Here is an 18,477-nt window from a genome sequence, read left to right on the forward strand (position 1 = left end):
TCTTCTTGCACGCTGGTTGGGAGTGATAATGAGCGACCTGCACACCGATTTTTCTGCTGCCCACGCTGCGGCAGTTTTGCACGATTTCTCAACGGCTTCGCCGTTAGTCCATTGCCTGACCAACGATGTGGTCCAGTCTTTTACCGCCAATGTGTTGCTGGCGCTTGGGGCATCCCCGGCGATGGTGGTGGATCCGGGCGAGGCGGCACAGTTTGCTGCGTTGGCCGATGCACTTCTGATTAATGTAGGCACCTTAGAATCAACGCGTGCCGATGCTATGTTGGCCGCTGTACATAGCGCTAATCAAGCGGGAAAACCTTGGGTGCTGGATCCTGTCGCGGTTGGCGGGTTGCGCTTTCGCACCGATTTTGTGCGCGAATTGCTGCCTTGCAAACCGGCGGCGATTCGCGGTAATGCTTCGGAAATTATCGCGCTGTCTGGCGTCGCTTCGCAGGGCCGAGGCGTTGACAGCCATGACGCTTCCTTTACTGCCATCCCGGCCGCTCGCGAACTGGCGGCGTGCTGGTCAACCGTGGTGGCGGTGACGGGAGAGGTGGACTACGTCACGGACGGTGTGCGCGTTTGGGCGATAAACGGTGGCCATCCGGTGATGACACGTGTAGTGGGTACCGGGTGTGCACTCTCCGCCGTCGTTGCCGCATTCTGCGCCCGCGGTGAAGACGCGTTGTCTCAAGTTGCGACAGCCTGTGCAGTAATGGCGCACGCAGGGGGGCGTGCCGCCGCGCAGTCCAACGGGCCAGGCAGTTTTACACCTGCATTTTTGGATGCGCTTGCGCTATTGCCTCAGGAGGCTCAGACATGTGCCTTATAAAAGAGAACGCACTCCGAATAAATGCGTTAACGATAGCAGGCACCGATCCCAGCGGTGGAGCCGGGATCCAGGCCGATCTAAAAACCTTCTCTGCCCTGAGCGCCTATGGCACCAGCGTGATCACTGCGCTGGTGGCGCAAAATACTCAGGGTGTGCAGTCGGTTTATCGTATCGAACCTGACTTTGTGGCGGCTCAACTGGATTCTGTATTGAGCGATGTGCGTATTGATAGCGCGAAGATCGGCATGCTGGCGCAAAGTGATATTGTTGAAGCCGTTGCTGAACGCCTGCAACGCTATGCTGTCCCTTATATTGTGCTGGACACGGTGATGCTGGCAAAAAGCGGCGATCCGTTACTGGCGCCTGAAGCGGTCGCCGCGATTCGTGAGACGCTGTTGCCGCGCGTCTCACTAATAACCCCTAATCTGTCGGAGGCGGCGGCGCTGTTGGCGTGCAATGCGGCGACGACAGAAAGAGAGATGAAAGCTCAAGGGCAGGGGTTGCTGGAGATGGGATGCCAGGCGGTGTTGATCAAGGGGGGGCACTTGAGTGACACGGAGAGTCCGGATTGGCTGTTTCAACGTGGGCATGCACCGCAACGTTTCTGCGCACCACGGGTAAACACCCACCACACTCATGGTACAGGATGTGCGTTGTCTGCGGCGCTGACGGCGCTACGCCCCCGCCACCACGATTGGGAAAATACGGTGCAAGCAGCGAAGCATTACCTCCAGCATGCATTACTGGCGGCGGATTCATTGGAGGTGGGGCAGGGGATTGGCCCAGTGCATCATTTTCATCAATGGTGGTAGCGCGTTAAGTGTAAAGCGGTCGGCGGCTATAGGCCGCCGACATTGAAGTTGAGGCTTGATGCCGGTGGGATCAGAAAGAGATGATCCTGGCGGTAAACCTGTTGAGCAATAACAAATGGCACAACAGCACTGACGCAATATACCCAATAAACCTCAAGATGCAGGTTTGAGCACCTGAAAACGATCGTGAATTCTGGACGTCAGCGAGTCCGCTATTTCTGGTAGCGTATTGGTGAAAAAATTGAATATTGCATCCCGAAAATCGCGGGTGTTTTCAAAATAGCGATTATTCCGTGTATGCTCATTCATCACTTTCCGCAGGCGTTCTATCGCGTTCAGATTCGGACTGTAAGGCGGTAAATAGTGAAGCTCTATGTTCACGACAAAGGCCCAATCCTTAATCAATTGGGCTCGGTGATAACCCGCACCGTCCAGTATTACATGGATTCTCTGTCGGTAATCAGGGTAACGTTTGCGTATCTCAATGAAAAAACGAGCAATGTTGTAGTCATTAATTGTTTTGTAATCGTGAATAAGCGTACCGCCGATATCGCTCAGATTCAGCGCACCCAGTATATTCAGACGGGTTCGACTTCCCGTTGTTTTAACTGACTTTTTATGCCCTTTTCGTATCCATCCATAACTGAGCTTTGTGGCTTGTGTCGGATGAACCGCATCGATAAACAGAATCGTCTCATTGCCGGCTGTTTTCTTTAAATTCTCATAATATTCAATGAAATGCTTCTGATTTTCTTCACTGAATTTATGGGGGACGCCCGCCGGTTTTTTGTAGGAGAAACCATGACGGTGCAACCACTTGTTCATGCCGGGAATACTGAATTGGATAGCCCAGCGATGTTCGACATAAGCCACGATGTCGTGGGTATGATGGAAGAGATGTTGAGATAACTAGCTGATTAAGAGCGCAGTCTTTTCAGTACAAAGCCGACTTGCAGACCCACCGTTTTCAGGTTTAAGTTTGCGAGTGTTGACGTAATCGTTGATATGTTGGTTTACCGTCGTTTCGTGCAGACGCAGAGCTTGCGCAATCATCGCAGAGCTCTAGCCTTCGGAGGCCAGCAGGACGGCTTTGATGCGATCACAAACACGCTTATCACGACTGGTGTCATGAAGGTGTTCGAGTTCAACTTTTTGCTTGTCGGTAATAAATATCTTCATAGTGGGTGAGCATGATCTTCTTACCGCGCAAAATCAAGCATCTTCAATGATCACGGGTATATAGCTAAACAACTTAATTTTGATTACATTATTTAAATGAGCTATTCAATTGATTTTAGACGTAAAGTGATATCTACACGGGAAGAAGAAGGGTTGAGTATCCGAGAAACAGCGAAGCAATTTCGGATTGGTCCTGCCTCTGTATCGCGTTGGATTAATCAAATAGCGTCAAAAGCATCGACCACGTGTCAGCGAAAGAGCGATAAATCCGAGTGGATAAAAGGTATTGAACAATATCCAGATGCTTACCAAAAAGAACGTGCAGAGCGTTTTGGCGTTTGTCAGAAGGCCATTTGGCAAGCTCTTAAAAAGCTGGGATTGGCCTATAAAAAAACGCTACGTCATCCGAAAACCGACGAAAGCGCCCGGCAAGCATTTCAACAAAAAATACAACAGTATGAAAAAAGAAGGTAAACCTATTGTTTTTATTGATGAAAGTGGTTTTCCACACGATACCCCACGGACTCACGGCTATTCCCCAAAAGGTCAACGGTGTTTTGGGCTGAAGAACGGGGGAGCCAAGGGAAGAACAAATGTTATCGGCGCTTTATTAGAGCCTGTACACGAGATTGTGTAATTGCCTGGTTTTTATATGTTCAATCCAACATCAAAAGCAGGTTACTTTATGGACGAAAAACAGTTACAGGCTCTGGCTAACGAGCTGGCCAAAAATCTCAAAACCCCTGACGCTCTCAACCCGTTTGATCGCCTGCTGAAAAAGATCTGCGTTGAAGCTGCCCTTAATGCTGAAATGACCCATCACCTCGGGCATGAGAAGCTCCAGTCCAAATCTGGAACTAACACGCGCAATGGCTACTCCACAAAGAGTGTTACCACCGGCGATGGTTCGCTGGAACTGCGTACACCACGCGATCGTGATGCTTCCTTTGAACCGCAACTGGTGAAGAAGAACCAGACCCGGCTCACCGGGATGGATAAGCAGATTTTATCGTTGTATGCCAAAGGGATGACCACCCGCGAAATTGCCGCTGCGTTCAAAGAACTGTATGACGCGGATGTCTCACCCGCCCTGGTATCGAAGGTCACCGATGACGTTATGGAGCAGGTTGTTGAATGGCAAAATCGTCCCCTGGATGCGGTTTATCCCATTGTTTACCTTGACTGTATCGTTCTGAAAGTCTGGCAGGACAGCCGCGTTATCAATAAGTCTGTGTTCCTGGCGCTGGGTATCAATATCGAAGGCCAGAAAGAGCTACTGGGGATGTGGCTGGCCGAAAATGAAGGTGCAAAGTTCTGGCTGAACGTGCTGAAAGAACTGAAAAACCGTGGCCTGACCGACATCCTCATTGGCTGTGTGGACGGCCTGAAAGGGTTCCCGGATGCCATCAACACGGTCTACCCGGAAGCCCGCATCCAGTTGTGCATCGTGCACATGGTGCGCAACAGTCTGCGCTTCGTTGCCTGAAAGGACTATAAGGCGGTAACACGCGACCTCAAAGCAGTGTATCAGGCTCCAACCGAAGAGGCCGCGCTTCAGGCGCTGGAGACGTTCGGTGGGACATGGGATCACCGCTATCCGCAGATAAGCCGGAGCTGGCAGTCAAACTGGGCCAACCTGTCGACATTCTTCTCGTACCCGCAGGAACTTCGCAAGGTATAGCCAAGCGACATTATTTTGATAACAGCCAGCTATGCTTTTTTGCCGCATATCAGGGCATCTGTTGTAATCATTTTTAAGTCGGTTGGCTATAATCTACACGACGAACGCTATAGAATCACTGAACAGCGTGCTCCGGCATGCAATCAAGAAACGCAAGGTGTTCCCGACTGATGACTCGGTGAAGAAGGTCGTATGGCTGGCAATCCAAGCGGCATCACAGAAATGGACGATGCCCTTACAGGACTGGCGTATGGCAATGAGTCGCTTTATTATCGAGTTCGGTGACCGCCTTGACGGTCACTTCTGAGGAAAGGCATTTACACAAAATCTTAAACAGGCTCTTGACCATCTATTGAAACGGTTATAAACGGTTTTCCATGGGCCGTAACGTTCAGGTAAATCACGCCATGGTGCGCCTGAACACAGTATCCAGAACATGCCGTTGAAGATTTTTCGATGTTCTGCCCACGGCCGGCTCGCGGAGATGTCAAAACGGTTAGCAACAAGGGCTCAATGATTGCCCATGCTTCATCAGAAAGATCGTAGCGAGCCATAATCAAAAGTGTCGTAAAAACAGATGGATACTATAGCTCAAGCAATTAAGGGACACAGCCTAGAATGCACATTTTCTCTGCTCACCTCAGCGCTGTACCATTGGGTCGGATGGGCCAGAGCTGCATAGTCGAACTTAGAAACGCAATCCCCCGTCACCGTAACGAATGCATTAAAAAGATCTCTGTGTTGTCCATACAGTAAAAATGCGGCCTCTTTTTTATTCGCATTAAATGCATTAGCGAGAGCGTTTCCTGTTTGCATCGCCTTGATATTACGTTGCGGATTTGCGGTCATTTTTTGGCATAGATCTGCCAGACATCGTGAATGTTAGCGTTTTGTCTCGCAAAACCTTCATGCCGGTTTCACCACGGAACTCCCCACCGGTTCCACTACGTGCATCAATCTTCACCCTAGAGATCGCCCTTCCTTCCATAGGATTGCTGATAAATAAGAGATCGTCACCCTGTCGAACCAGTGAAATAGGCTTGTTGAAATAAATGTAATCACCTTGACAACGGATATTGTCGCTACTAAACAAATGGCTCGCTGGATTTTTAAGGAGGTAATCAAAAATCATTTTTTTATCTTTGTCGCTGTTATAGCCAAGCGACTTAATTTTGATTACACCATATGGACTGAGAACAAAATCTCTGTATCGCAACCACTCTCTCTTTTTTTGCTTTTTGCTTGTGCCCATTTATGCTCAATGGGGTTAAGATCTGGCGAATATGTAGGCAAATACTCCACCATATACCCTGCATTGATGATGACTTGTTGAATATTATGTTTTTTGTGAAAAGTTGCATTGTCCATCACGATTACCCTGTTTTTAGGGAGTACTGGGATAAGGACTTGTGTGACCTAGGAATAGAAAACATCGCTGTTAATATTGATATCAAATAATCCGATAGCAAACAGCGTTGTGCCTAATAAAGCGCCGATAACATTTGTTCTTCCCTTGGCTCCCCCGTTCTTCAGGCCAAAACACCGTTGACCTTTTTGGGAATAGCCGTAAGTCCGTGGGGTATCGTGTGGAAAGCCACTTTCATCAATAAAAACAATAGGCTTACCTTCTTTTTCATACTGTTGTATTTTTTGTTGAAATGCTTGCCGGGCGCTTTCGTCGGCTTTCGGATGACGTAGAGTTTTTTTATAGGTCAATGGCTTTGTTGAATAAATCAGAACTTGTAACGACCGCGCCCCATACGGGTCGATTGTTACGTGATGCGAATACTGTTCGGCATTCCTAATAGCGTGATCAGGTTAAGCGCTTTGACCATGGCCATGGCTTCACCCACCTGAGCATCATAGTCTCTCAGACTTAGATGACCACCCAGAAGCCTTTTGAACCGGAACATGGCCGTTTCAGCCACTGAGCGCCGGTGATAGCCCACTTTCTTTTTCCAGATAGCGTTACTGCCGCTAATGCGCTGATTTGCGACAGCGTGGTTACGCTCGTGGTAGCGATCTTGCCAATATTGCGCCCCCCTTCGTGGCGGGATAAGCGGCCTTATTTTCTTTCTCAGCAGAGCATCATAGCAGTAAACTGTATCGTAAGCGCCGTCAGCCGATGCCTCTCTGATTTTCCGGTGGGTCTGGTTTATCAGCGCCGGTAGAGCTTGGGCATCAGTCGTACCACTGAGCGACAAATCCGCACAGATAATCTCATGCGTCACACTGTCTACTGCCAGGTGCAGCTTACGCCATACCCTGCGTCTGTCGGCACCATGCTGCCGGACTTTCCATTCGCCTTCGCCAAAGACCTTCAGGCCGGTTCCATCAATGACCAGATGTGAGATTTCACCACGGGTTGGCGTTTTTATGCTGATGTTCACTGTCTTTGCTCGCTTGCTGAGCAGCGAATAGTCTGGACAATGGAGCGACAATTTAATCAGTTTAAAAATCGAGTCACCAAAGCCTTGTAAAGCCCTCAATGAAAGGCCAAACACGCGTTTCATCATCAGGACTGTGGTGATGGTCATATCTGAGTAGTGGAGCGGTCGTCCACGCCGTTCAGTAGTGTTTTTTTCCGTCCATGCAGCAATGGCTGATTCATCTAGCCATACGGTTAGAGAACAGCGCTGCTTGAGGGCCTTGTTATAAGAGGGCCAGCTGGTGATTTTAAAATTTTGTTTTGCCATGGAGACCTGATTTTGAAACAACTGTGTTGATCTGCTCCGATGATTACCCAAAAATTCTATTTATTCAACAAAGCCTATGACAGCCTGCATCCGTCCATGTTGCAGGCGCTGGCAGGTATCGCTCGCGAATGCCAACGTCTTGATCTTGAAGTCTCTGTCTGTGGCGAAATGGCCGGTGAGGCCATGGGATCGCTGGTATTGACCGGGTTGGGCTATCGCACATTCAGTATGAATGGTCGTAGCGTCGCGCGGGTAAAATACCTGCTGCGTCAATTGGTGCTGACTGAGGTACAAGCGCTGGCCCAACATCTATTGGCGGCGCGTAGCGCCAGCGAAGTTCGCCAGTGGATTGCACTTTTCCTCGAAGAGCGCGGTTTGAGGGCGTTGGCCCGCGGTGGGCGCTGACAAAGTGTGTCAATGGTAACATCCTGTTTACATAACTTTTCCTGAGCTTGCACGCTGCGTAGCTACTGCTCTGTGCTATCATGCGCAACCGCCGCCAGTGCGCAAGGCGTTAATGCTGAGAGGGCGCTGGCAAACAAGGTTTCCCCTTTTACGACTTCCCGTACCGTGGGATAAACAACGTCGTGAGATAAAACAAACAAGCATGTGGTGATCGATGACAACGAGTTACTTGGCGTTTCCTCAATTTGATCCGGTGATTTTCTCCCTTGGACCCGTTTCGCTCCATTGGTATGGGCTGATGTATCTGCTGGGCTTTGTGTTTGCCATGTGGCTGGCGGTGCGCCGGGCGAATAAACCGGGTAGCGGCTGGACGAAAGAAGAAGTGGAAAACCTGCTCTACCTCGGATTCCTCGGGGTGTTCGTGGGCGGTCGTCTGGGGTATGTCCTGTTCTATGCTTTCCCCTCGTTCATCAGCAACCCGCTTTACCTGTTCAAAGTGTGGGATGGCGGTATGTCGTTCCACGGCGGTCTGGTTGGGGTGATTTGCGTCATGCTGTGGTTTGCCCGTCGTACCAAGCGCCACTTCTTTCAGGTTGCCGATTTTATCGCTCCGCTGATTCCTTTCGGGCTGGGTGCTGGGCGCTTGGGTAACTTTATCAACGGCGAACTGTGGGGCCGCGTCACTACCGATACGCCGTGGGCGATGCTGTTCCCCGGAGCGCGCAGCGAAGATTTGATGCTGGCGGTAACCAACCCTCAATGGCAGGCGATTTTCAATCAATACGGCATGTTGCCGCGCCATCCCTCCCAGCTTTATCAGATGGCGCTGGAAGGTATTGCGCTGTTTATTCTGTTAAATCTGTTTATTCGTAAACCGCGCCCAATGGGCAGAGTTTCCGGCTTGTTTTTGATTGGCTACGGTGTGTTCCGCATTGTCACCGAATTTTTCCGTCAGCCGGACGCTCAGCTTGGACTGTTCGGTAATTTCATCAGCATGGGACAGATTCTATCGCTGCCGATGGTGTTTGCCGGTATCCTTATGATGGTTTGGGCCTATCGTCGTAAGGCGTAAAAACAGCAATAACTTGCCGTGAGCGGCGTCCTTGCTGACATCAGCGGGAGGCTGCACGGTGAATTTTTTAATCGCGTAGTGAGGGTGAAATGAAACAGTATCTGGAATTGATGCAGAAAGTGCTTGATGAGGGAACGCCGAAGGGAGACAGAACCGGCACCGGAACCTTATCGATTTTCGGCCACCAGATGCGTTTCAATCTGCAAGACGGTTTTCCGCTGGTGACCACCAAGCGCTGCCATCTGCGCTCAATCATTCACGAGCTGTTGTGGTTCCTCAACGGTGACACCAACGTTGGCTATCTGCACGACAATAAAGTTAGCATTTGGGATGAATGGGCCGATGAGAATGGCGATCTTGGGCCGGTATACGGTAAGCAGTGGCGCGCTTGGGGTGCGGCGGATGGTCGCCAAATTGACCAACTGCAAACCGTGCTGCAACAGTTAAAGCGGGATCAAAATTCACGCCGTATCATTGTTTCTGCTTGGAACGTGGGTGAGTTAGATCAAATGGCGCTGGCACCGTGCCATGCGTTTTTCCAGTTCTACGTGGCGGATGGCAAACTTTCCTGTCAGCTTTACCAGCGCTCGTGTGATGTGTTCCTCGGTCTGCCGTTCAATATTGCCAGTTATGCACTGCTGGTGCATATGATGGCGCAGCAGTGCGACCTTGAAGTCGGCGACTTTGTCTGGACCGGTGGTGACACCCATCTGTACAACAACCATATGGAGCAGACGCATTTGCAACTAAGCCGTGAGCCAAAAGCGCTGCCGAAATTGGTCATTAAACGCCGTCCTGCCTCGCTGTTTGACTATCAGTTCGACGATTTCGAAATAGAAGGCTACGATCCGCATCCTGCTATCAAGGCACCGGTGGCGATTTAATCGGCGATTCTGTATTTCTGCTATCAAGGCTGCTTCGGCGGCCTTAATGTGTATTAGTCGCGACTAGATCTGACACTGGACCTTGAAAGGTTGAGAGTTACCGGTTTTGATATGGGTGTCTAATCCTTAAACAAAACACGAGGTAACTCTCATGCTTCATACTAACAATCCCATTATCAAACACAAAGCCGGCCTGCTCAATCTCGCCGAAGAACTCGGTAACGTATCAAAAGCCTGCAAGAGCATGGGCGTGTCACGCTATACATTTTACCGTTATCAGGAACTGGCTGCTGAAGGCGGCATTGATGTGCTGGTTAACCAGAACCGCCGGGTTCCGAACCTGAAGAACCGCGCCGACGAAGCCACTGAACGCACGGTTGTTGATTATGCTATTGAGTTCCCGCCCCATGGGCAGCACCGGACGGCTTTGTTGAATAAATCAGAACTTGTAACGACTGCGCCCCATACGGGTCGATTGTTACGTGATGCGAATACTGTTCGGCATTCCTAATAGCGTGATCAGGTTAAGCGCTTTGACCATGGCCATGGCTTCACCCACCTGACCATCGTAGTCTCTCAGACTTAGATGACCACCCAGAAGCCTTTTGAACCGGAACATGGCCGTTTCAGCCACTGAGCGCCGGTGATAGCCCACTTTCTTTTTCCAGATAGCGTTACTACCGCTAATGCGCTGATTTGCAACAGCGTGGTTACGCTCGTGGTAGTGCTCTTGCCAATATTGCGCCCCCCCTTCGTGGCGGGATAAGCGGCCTTATTTTCTTCCTCAGCAGAGCATCATAGCAGTAAACTGTATCCTAAGCGCCGTCAGCCGATGCCTCTCTGATTTTCCGGTGGGTCTGGTTTATCAGCGCCGGTAGAGCTTGGGCATCAGTCGTACCACTGAGCGACAAATCCACACAGATAATCTCATGCGTCACACTGTCTACTGCCAGGTGCAGCTTACGCCATACCCTGCGTCTGTCGGCAACATGCTGCCGGACTTTCCATTCGCCTTCGCCAAAGACCTTCAGGCCGGTTCCATCAATGACCAGATGTGAGATTTCACCACGGGTTGGCGTTTTTATGCTGATGTTCACTGTCTTTGCTCGCTTGCTGAGCAGCGAATAGTCTGGACAATGGAGCGACAATTTAATCAGTTTAAAAATCGAGTCACCAAAGCCCTGTAAAGCCCTCAATGAAAGGCCAAACATGCGTTTCATCATCAGGACTGTGGTGATGGGCATATCTGAGTAGTGGAGCGGTCGTCCACGCCGTTCAGTAGTGTTTTTTTCCGTCCATGCAGCAATGGCTGATTCATCTAGCCATACGGTTAGAGAAGCGCGCTGCTTGAGGGCCTTGTTATAAGAGGGCCAGTTGGTGATTTTAAAATTTTGTTTTGTCATGGAGACCTGATTTTAAAACAACTGTGTTGATCTGCTCCGATGATTACCCAAAAGTTCTATTTATTCAACAAAGCCATTATTCAACAAAGCCGAGTACTGGGATAAGGACTTGTGTGACCCAGGAATAGAAAACATCGCTGTTAATATTGATATCAAATAATCCGATAGCAAACAGCGTTGTGCCTAATAACGCGCCGATAACATTTGTTCTTCCCTTGGCTCCCCCGTTCTTCAGCCCAAAACACCGTTGACCTTTTGGGGAATAGCCGTGAGTCCGTGGGGTATCGTGTGGAAAACCACTTTCATCAATAAAAACAATAGGTTTTCCTTCTTTTTCATACTGTTGTATTTTTTGTTGAAATGCTTGCCGGGCGCTTTCGTCGACTTTCGGATGACGTAGCGTTTTTTTATAGGTCAATCCCAGCTTTTTAAGAGCTTGCCAAATGGCCTTCTGACAAACGCCAAAACGCTCTGCACGTTCTTTTTGGTGAGCATCTGGATATGGTTCAACATCTTTTATCAACTCGGATTTATCAATCTTTCGCTGACGCGTGGTCGATGCTTTTGGCGCTATTTGATTAATCCAACGCGATACAGAGGCAGGGCCAATCCGAAATTGCTTCGCTGTTTCTCGGATACTCAACCCTTCTTCTTCCCGTGTAGATATCACTTTACGTCTAAAATCAATTGAATAGCTCATTTAAATAATGCAATCAAAATTAAGTCGTTTGGCTATATTTAATAGGGTAAGCACCGTGTCAGATGCAGAGAAAATAGAAAATATTTCTCGTGTGATTCTTGTAGAAAGGATATTTGTCGCTAAGAAAAATAGCGTGAAATAACAGGACGACAACGAAAGCGGTGTTTATCGAAATAAAAAGTAAACGTGAATAGCCTTATAATCACGACGCCCAGCGCAATACCGGGCGTTGTGAACAGCACTACTTGCGCGCCAATATCGGTTTGAGGAAACGGGCAGTGTGCGATGCTTCGCAATTGGCAACCGTCTCCGGGGTGCCGGACACCAGTATTTGACCGCCACCGCAGCCCCCTTCCGGACCAAGGTCCACAATCCAGTCTGCGGTTTTAATCACATCCAGATTGTGCTCAATCACCACAATGGTGTTTCCCTGATCGCGCAACTGGTGCAACACGTCCAACAATTGCTGAATATCGGCAAAATGTAGCCCGGTGGTTGGCTCGTCAAGAATATACAGGGTTTGCCCCGTTCCTCGCTTGGACAACTCACGGGACAGTTTCACACGCTGTGCTTCACCGCCGGAGAGTGTGGTCGCCGACTGCCCAAGACGAATATAAGAAAGCCCCACATCGATAAGGGTTTGCAGCTTACGCGCCAAGGCAGGAATAGCATCAAAGAAGTCACGCGCCTCTTCAATGGTCATTTCCAGCACTTCGTGAATGCTTTTACCCTTGTATTTGATTTCCAACGTTTCACGGTTATAGCGTTTGCCTTTGCACTGATCGCACGGCACATAGATATCCGGCAGGAAGTGCATCTCCACTTTGATAACGCCATCGCCCTGACAGGCCTCACAGCGCCCGCCGCGCACGTTGAAACTAAAGCGCCCAGGGTTGTATCCGCGGCCTCTCGCTTCTGGCACACCGGCAAAAAGTTCACGGATGGGGGTAAATACGCCTGTGTAGGTCGCCGGGTTGGAACGCGGTGTGCGCCCAATCGGACTTTGATCGATATCGATCACCTTATCAAAATGTTCAAGGCCGTGAATCTCACGGTACGGTGCCGGTTCCGCCAGCGTTGCGCCATTGAGCTGACGTTGCGCCAGCGGAAACAGCGTATCGTTAATCAGCGTCGATTTGCCGGAACCAGAAACACCGGTGATACAGGTGAACAGCCCGACGGGTAGCGTCAGCGTGACATCTTTCAGGTTGTTGCCTTTGGCCCCCACCAGCTTCAGCACTTTGGTAGGATCGGCAGGCTCTCGTTGTGACGGCACTAAGATTTTTCGCTCACCGCTCAGGTACTGGCCGGTCAACGATTCTGGCACCGCCATGATCTGTTCTACTGAGCCTTCCGCTACCACCTGGCCGCCGTGCACCCCCGCCCCCGGTCCGATATCAATCACATGATCCGCCGCGCGAATGGCGTCTTCATCATGCTCCACTACAATCACTGTGTTGCCCAGATTGCGTAGGTGGATCAATGTCTCCAACAGGCGTTCGTTATCCCGCTGGTGCAAGCCAATGGAAGGTTCATCCAGTACATACATCACCCCCACCAGCCCGGCACCAATTTGGCTCGCCAGTCGGATACGCTGTGCTTCACCGCCGGAAAGCGTTTCGGCAGAACGCGACAGCGACAGGTAGTTCAATCCCACGTTCACCAAGAATTTCAGGCGATCGCCGATCTCCTTCAACACTTTTTCAGCAATCTGCGCGCGCTGACCACTTAGCTTCATGTTTTGGAAGAACGTCATCGCATGGCCGATGCTCATGTCGGAAATCTGCGGCAGCGTGGTCTGTTCGACAAACACATGGCGCGCTTCCTTACGCAGACGCGTACCGCTGCAACTGGCACAAGGACGGTTACTAATAAACTTGGCCAGTTCTTCGCGCACTGCGCTTGATTCGGTTTCCTTGTAACGCCGTTCCATGCTGTTCAACACGCCTTCGAAAGGATGGCGTCGCACGGACGTATCGCCACGATCGTTGATGTATTTGAACTCGATAGTGTCTTTACCGGAACCGTACAGAATGACGTGACGAATTTTTTCACTCAGGCTGTCGTAGGGTGCCTCGACATCAAAACGATAATGCTCCGCCAATGAACGCAGCATCTGAAAATAGTAAAAGTTACGTCGATCCCAGCCTCGAATCGCACCGCCGGCCAACGACAGCTCACCGTTTTGCACCACACGTGCCGGATCGAAAAACTGCTGCACGCCCAACCCATCACAGCTCGGACAAGCGCCAGCCGGATTGTTGAACGAGAACATGCGCGGCTCCAGCTCATGCATGCTATAGCCACACTGCGGACATGCGAAATTGGCGGAAAACAGCAGTTCGGGCTGCTTGCTATCATCCATATCCGCCACAATAGCGCTACCGCCGGAAAGCTCCAGCGCGGTTTCAAACGATTCCGCCAGACGCTGTGCCAAATCCTCACGCACTTTGAAACGATCGACGACTACCTCAATGGTGTGTTTCTTCTGTAATTCCAGCTTGGGCGGATCGGAAAGATCGCACACCTCGCCGTCGATACGGGCGCGGATATAACCTTGTGTCGCCAGGTTTTCCAGCGTTTTGGTGTGCTCCCCTTTGCGATCTTTAACAATGGGGGCGAGCAGCATCAGGCGAGTACCTTCCGGCTGTGCCAGCACGTTATCCACCATCTGGCTGACGGTCTGCGCCGCCAGCGGCACATCGTGATCCGGACAGCGCGGCTCACCCACGCGGGCAAAGAGCAGACGCAAATAGTCGTGAATCTCGGTGATAGTGCCCACGGTTGAGCGCGGGTTATGGGACGTGGATTTTTGCTCAATGGAAATCGCCGGTGACAACCCTTCGATATGATCGACGTCCGGCTTCTCCATTAAAGAGAGAAACTGGCGCGCATAGGCAGACAACGATTCAACGTAGCGCCGCTGCCCTTCCGCATACAGGGTATCAAACGCCAGTGACGATTTACCGGACCCCGACAGCCCGGTGACCACAATCAGTTTATCGCGCGGAATTATCAGATTGATATTTTTGAGGTTATGAGTACGGGCACCACGAACTTCGATCTTATCCATTCACATACATCCCGGAGTTAACGCTATTTTTCATCATCCCGCAGGCGGAGATAACCGGTACGAAACGTGCAATTATGACACAAAAAAACACCCGCTGCGTTTTTTAGCACCGCAGATGGCGGCTCAGTGGGGGGACAAGCAGAAGAAACAGGCTAACAAAAAACTGAATAAATATCCAGTACTCTAATGCAACAATGTAACCAATAAAAAAAGTGTGGATGCGACATCGCGGGTACTCAGCACAGTGCAGGCATGTTATGATTTCTGGCTTAGACTTTACGTATTGACTCATCAGGAGACACAAGCATGGCCAGCAGAGGCGTTAATAAAGTGATTCTTGTCGGGAATCTGGGGCAAGACCCGGAAGTCCGTTATCTGCCGAACGGTGGTGCCGTTGCTAACCTGACTCTGGCAACGTCAGATACTTGGCGCGACAAGCAGACCGGTGAGCAGAAAGAGCGCACAGAATGGCACCGCGTCACGCTGTACGGAAAGCTGGCTGAAGTGGCTGGAGAATACCTGCACAAAGGCTCACAGGTGTATATTGAAGGTCAGCTGCGCACGCGTAAATGGCAGGATCAGAGCGGGCAGGATCGTTATACCACGGAAGTAGTGGTAGACATTTCCGGCTCCATGCAGATGCTGGGCGGCCGTCAGGGCGGTGGTGCCCCGGCAGGCAACAACGCACCGCAGGGTGGCTTGGGACAACCGCAGCAGCCTCAGGGTAGTCAGACCTTCAGCGGCGGCGCACAGCAAGCACCGCGTCAACAGAACAATGCTCCGATGGACTTTGACGACGATATTCCGTTTTAAGTTGTTGGTTCAGCAAAAACATTCATGTTGAAATATAGCCAACCGACTTAAAAATGATTACAGCCAATGCCCTGATATGTGGCAAAAAAATACAGCTAATTGTTATCAAAATAATGTCGCTTGGCTATAACGGAGTCTCTCTGCATGTTCTCCCCTGAATCCCGATTGCGTAGTGCGGTAGCGGACACAGTCGCTATGGTAATCTACTGTTTTATAACGAGTATGCTGATTGAGATCTTGCTGTCTGGCATGAGCTTCCAGCAGTCGCTCTCTTCGCGACTGGTGTCGATCCCCGTTAATATTGTTATTGCTTGGCCCTACGGCCTGTACCGCGATCGTATCCTGCGTCTGTCTCAGCACTTCATGACGCACGGTACTTGGGTAAAAAATCTGGCAGACCTGTTTGCCTACGTCAGCTTTCAATCACCGGTGTATGTTGCCATCCTGTGGTTTATTGGTGCCAATCCACAGCAGATCGTCGCAGCAGTAACCAGCAATGTGTTGATATCTATGGTAATGGGTGTCGCCTACGGCTATTTTCTCGATTACTGCCGCCGTCTGTTTCGCGTCGCCGTACCGGGCTGAACGTCAGGCCGAGACCGCAACTACCGCCAAATACAGGCAACAAAAAAGCCATCCTGATACCGGATGGCTTTTTATTAGGAATAATCCCAAACTAACGACGACTGAGTGAACCGCGCCGATAGAGACTGCGCCGAATGCGCGTCAAACCGGGCTTGGGCTTCTTAGGTTCATCGAGGCTTGCCAGCACCAACACCAACACTCGCTCAGCCACTTCGCGATGACGTTGCGCCACGGAGAGCACCGGGCACTCGAGGAAATCGAGCAGTTCGTTGTCACCAAACGTGGCAATCGCCAAATTGTTCGGCAGCCGTCCGCTCTGCTTCAGCGCAATATCTATCACCCCTTGCAACAGCGGAAACGAGGTAGTGAATAGCGCCTGCGGCATCGGGTGATGCTGCAAATACTCTTCAAACGCCGTCGCTGCCGCTGAGCGTTCGTAGCTGTTGGCATAAAGGAAATTCACCTGACGCGGATCCTCTGCCCACGCCATACGAAACCCTTGTTCGCGCAGGAAACTCACCGAAAGTTCCGGTAACGCCCCGAGGTAGAGCACTGACTCCGCTGGAATCTTGCGCAGTTCCTGCGCCAGCATTTCCGCATCCTCACAATCGGCACCCACTACACTTGTGAAATGTTCGCGATCCAACGCGCGATCCAACGCGATAATCGGCAAGCTGTCTCCAGCCCAACGCTGATAGAACGGATGCTCCGGAGGCAACGCTGTCGACACGATAATGGCATCAACCTGACGCTGCAGCAGATGCTCAATGCAGCGCATCTCGTTATCCGGCTGATCTTCAGAGCAGGCAATCAGCAATTGATAACCGCGCTGACGCGCCTGACACTCCAGATAATTGGCAATTTTGGTATAGCTGGTGTTTTCCAGATCCGGAATCACCAGCCCGATAGAACGGGTACGCCCAGCGCGTAATCCAGCAGCCACCGCATTGGGATGATAATTATGCTCACGCACCACCGACATCACTTTTTCTACCGTTTTATCACTGACGCGGTATTGTTTGGCCTTGCCATTGATAACGTAGCTGGCAGTAGTGCGTGAAACGCCCGCAAGGCGCGCGATTTCATCCAGTTTCACGTTAGCCCCTTTAAATAAGCTGGAAAATAAAAAATAAGGATGTCCATATTTTAAGCATGGATATCGTATAGATCTAACCGCAGAAGCTGGCAATCAGCAACCGCTTTATTGTTGTTCAGGGTTATAGAGGCTTTGTTGAATAAATAGAACTTTTGGGTAATCATCGGAGCAGATCAACACAGTTGTTTCAAAATCAGGTCTCCATGGCAAAACAAAATTTTAAAATCACCAACTTGCCCTCTTATAACAAGGCCCTCAAGCAGCGCGCTTCTCTAACCGTATGGCTAGATGAATCAGCCATTGCTGCATGGACGGAAAAAAACACTACTGAACGGCGTGGACGACCGCTCCACTACTCAGATATGGCCATCACCACAGTCCTGATGATGAAACGCGTGTTTGGCCTTTCATTGAGGGCTTTACAGGGCTTTGGTGACTCGATTTTTAAACTGATTAAATTGTCGCTCCATTGTCCAGACTATTCGCTGCTCAGCAAGCGAGCAAAGACAGTGAACATCAGCATAAAAACGCCAACCCGTGGTGAAATCTCACATCTGGTCATTGATGGAACCGGCCTGAAGGTCTTTGGCGAAGGCGAATGGAAAGTCCGGCAGCATGGTGCCGACAGACGCAGGGTATGGCGTAAGCTGCACCTGGCAGTAGACAGTGTGACGCATGAGATTATCTGTGCGGATTTGTCGCTCAGTGGTACGACTGATGCCCAAGCTCTACCGGCGCTGATAAACCAGACCCACCGGAAAATCAGAGAGGCATCGGCTAACGGCGCTTAGGATACAGTTTACTGCTATGATGCTCTGCTGAGGAAGAAAATAAGGCCGCTTATCCCGCCACGAAGGGGGGCGCAAGATTGGCAAGATCGCTACCACGAGCGTAACCCCGCTGTTGCAAATCAGCGCATTAGCGGTAGTAACGCTATCTGGAAAAAGAAAGTGGGCTATCACCGGCGCTCAGTGGCTGAAACGGCCATGTTCCGGTTCAAAAGGCTTCTGGGTGGTCATCTAAGTCTGAGAGACTACGATGGTCAGGTGGGTGAAGCCATGGCCATGGTCAAAGCGCTTAACCTGATCACGCTATTAGGAATGCCGAACAGTATTCGCATCACGTAACAATCGACCCGTATGGGGCGCAGTTGTTACAAGTTCTGATTTATTCAACAAAGCCGGTTATAGAGAGAAAAATAAAAAGCTCACCGACACAGTGAACCTCTTTATCATAGATCAGCGGA

At 50.5% G+C, this 18,477-nt stretch carries 14 protein-coding genes and 7 pseudogenes; 12 read left to right on the forward strand and 9 right to left on the reverse strand.

Annotated features, from left to right (window positions below; translation table 11 throughout):
• Nucleotides 1-28 precede the first annotated feature (28 nt).
• On the forward strand, nucleotides 29-832 hold the full coding sequence (thiM, locus tag ACD630_RS09700) for a hydroxyethylthiazole kinase (protein ID WP_430358926.1): 804 nt from the start codon (nucleotides 29-31) through the stop codon (nucleotides 830-832).
• Nucleotides 820-1,644: a bifunctional hydroxymethylpyrimidine kinase/phosphomethylpyrimidine kinase gene (gene thiD, locus ACD630_RS09705; RefSeq protein ID WP_430358927.1), complete on the forward strand. Its 825-nt coding sequence runs from the start codon at nucleotides 820-822 to the stop codon at nucleotides 1,642-1,644. Before thiM ends, thiD begins: the two co-directional genes overlap by 13 nt.
• Nucleotides 1,645-1,797: 153 nt before the next feature.
• On the opposite strand, the pseudogene ACD630_RS09710 reads toward thiD, so the two are convergent.
• Nucleotides 1,798-2,823: pseudogene (locus ACD630_RS09710) on the reverse strand (IS630 family transposase).
• A 96-nt stretch (nucleotides 2,824-2,919) separates the two neighbouring features.
• Here ACD630_RS09710 and ACD630_RS09715 point away from each other — a divergent pair.
• The 3 genes and pseudogenes from ACD630_RS09715 to ACD630_RS09725 all read left to right on the forward strand — a co-directional run bounded on the left by ACD630_RS09715 (nucleotide 2,920) and on the right by ACD630_RS09725 (nucleotide 4,811).
• Complete coding sequence (locus ACD630_RS09715; protein ID WP_430358928.1) at nucleotides 2,920-3,297, forward strand: IS630 transposase-related protein; 378 nt, start codon at nucleotides 2,920-2,922, stop codon at nucleotides 3,295-3,297.
• Entirely contained in the window at nucleotides 3,281-3,460 is a 180-nt protein-coding gene (locus ACD630_RS09720) for a transposase (protein WP_430358929.1), read from the forward strand. Before ACD630_RS09715 ends, ACD630_RS09720 begins: the two co-directional genes overlap by 17 nt.
• A 48-nt stretch (nucleotides 3,461-3,508) precedes the next feature.
• Nucleotides 3,509-4,811: pseudogene (locus ACD630_RS09725) on the forward strand (IS256 family transposase).
• A gap of 29 nt (nucleotides 4,812-4,840) precedes the next feature.
• Here the strand turns inward: ACD630_RS09725 and ACD630_RS09730 are convergent.
• The 4 genes and pseudogenes from ACD630_RS09730 to ACD630_RS09745 form a co-directional block, all read right to left on the reverse strand.
• Nucleotides 4,841-5,058 (reverse strand): annotated as a pseudogene (locus ACD630_RS09730) (transposase); the annotation flags it as partial.
• Nucleotides 5,059-5,330: 272 nt separating this feature from the next.
• Complete coding sequence (locus ACD630_RS09735; protein ID WP_430358930.1) at nucleotides 5,331-5,756, reverse strand: hypothetical protein; 426 nt, start codon at nucleotides 5,754-5,756, stop codon at nucleotides 5,331-5,333.
• Nucleotides 5,681-6,220 (reverse strand): annotated as a pseudogene (locus ACD630_RS09740) (IS630 family transposase). Before ACD630_RS09740 ends, ACD630_RS09735 begins: the two are co-directional and overlap by 76 nt.
• Before the next feature lie 56 nt (nucleotides 6,221-6,276).
• Entirely contained in the window at nucleotides 6,277-7,200 is a 924-nt protein-coding gene (locus ACD630_RS09745; protein ID WP_430358931.1) for an IS5 family transposase, read from the reverse strand.
• A 39-nt stretch (nucleotides 7,201-7,239) separates the two neighbouring features.
• On the opposite strand from ACD630_RS09745, the gene ACD630_RS09750 reads away from it, so the two are divergent.
• From ACD630_RS09750 to ACD630_RS09765, 4 genes and pseudogenes are all read left to right on the forward strand, one after another.
• Nucleotides 7,240-7,605, forward strand: coding sequence for a putative PEP-binding protein (locus ACD630_RS09750; RefSeq protein ID WP_430358932.1), 366 nt, complete (start codon nucleotides 7,240-7,242; stop codon nucleotides 7,603-7,605).
• 214 nt (nucleotides 7,606-7,819) lie between these two features.
• A complete protein-coding gene (gene lgt, locus ACD630_RS09755) occupies nucleotides 7,820-8,677 on the forward strand; it encodes a prolipoprotein diacylglyceryl transferase (protein WP_430358933.1) in 858 nt (285 codons plus the stop codon).
• Nucleotides 8,678-8,766: 89 nt separating this feature from the next.
• Nucleotides 8,767-9,561, forward strand: coding sequence for a thymidylate synthase (gene thyA, locus ACD630_RS09760; protein WP_430358934.1), 795 nt, complete (start codon nucleotides 8,767-8,769; stop codon nucleotides 9,559-9,561).
• A 151-nt stretch (nucleotides 9,562-9,712) separates the two neighbouring features.
• Nucleotides 9,713-9,988: pseudogene (locus ACD630_RS09765) on the forward strand (helix-turn-helix domain-containing protein); the annotation flags it as partial.
• Between the two features lie 51 nt (nucleotides 9,989-10,039).
• Here the strand turns inward: ACD630_RS09765 and ACD630_RS09770 are convergent.
• The 3 genes and pseudogenes from ACD630_RS09770 to uvrA all read right to left on the reverse strand — a co-directional run bounded on the left by ACD630_RS09770 (nucleotide 10,040) and on the right by uvrA (nucleotide 14,737).
• A pseudogene (locus tag ACD630_RS09770) lies at nucleotides 10,040-10,964 on the reverse strand (IS5 family transposase).
• Nucleotides 10,965-11,040: 76 nt separating this feature from the next.
• Nucleotides 11,041-11,664, reverse strand: coding sequence for an IS630 transposase-related protein (locus ACD630_RS09775; RefSeq protein ID WP_430358935.1), 624 nt, complete (start codon nucleotides 11,662-11,664; stop codon nucleotides 11,041-11,043).
• A 241-nt stretch (nucleotides 11,665-11,905) separates the two neighbouring features.
• On the reverse strand, nucleotides 11,906-14,737 hold the full coding sequence (gene uvrA, locus ACD630_RS09780; RefSeq protein ID WP_430358936.1) for an excinuclease ABC subunit UvrA: 2,832 nt from the start codon (nucleotides 14,735-14,737) through the stop codon (nucleotides 11,906-11,908).
• Nucleotides 14,738-15,043: 306 nt separating this feature from the next.
• Between uvrA and ACD630_RS09785 the strand changes: the two genes are divergently transcribed.
• Together ACD630_RS09785 and ACD630_RS09790 are read left to right on the forward strand one after the other, a co-directional pair.
• Complete coding sequence (locus ACD630_RS09785; protein ID WP_430358937.1) at nucleotides 15,044-15,550, forward strand: single-stranded DNA-binding protein; 507 nt, start codon at nucleotides 15,044-15,046, stop codon at nucleotides 15,548-15,550.
• Nucleotides 15,551-15,694: 144 nt separating this feature from the next.
• Nucleotides 15,695-16,135 (forward strand): L-alanine exporter AlaE, encoded by a 441-nt coding sequence (locus tag ACD630_RS09790; protein ID WP_430359971.1) that lies wholly within the window; start codon nucleotides 15,695-15,697, stop codon nucleotides 16,133-16,135.
• A 91-nt stretch (nucleotides 16,136-16,226) separates the two neighbouring features.
• Here ACD630_RS09790 and cra read toward each other — a convergent pair whose 3' ends face one another.
• Nucleotides 16,227-17,231 carry a catabolite repressor/activator gene (cra, locus tag ACD630_RS09795; RefSeq protein ID WP_430358938.1) on the reverse strand — a complete coding sequence of 335 codons (1,005 nt, stop codon included), beginning with the start codon at nucleotides 17,229-17,231 and terminating at the stop codon, nucleotides 16,227-16,229.
• A gap of 203 nt (nucleotides 17,232-17,434) precedes the next feature.
• Here cra and ACD630_RS09800 point away from each other — a divergent pair.
• Nucleotides 17,435-18,358 (forward strand): annotated as a pseudogene (locus ACD630_RS09800) (IS5 family transposase).
• The last annotated feature ends 119 nt before the right edge of the window (nucleotides 18,359-18,477 follow it).

This window comes from Symbiopectobacterium sp. RP, from assembly GCF_050472005.1.
Lineage (GTDB): Bacteria > Pseudomonadota > Gammaproteobacteria > Enterobacterales > Enterobacteriaceae > Symbiopectobacterium.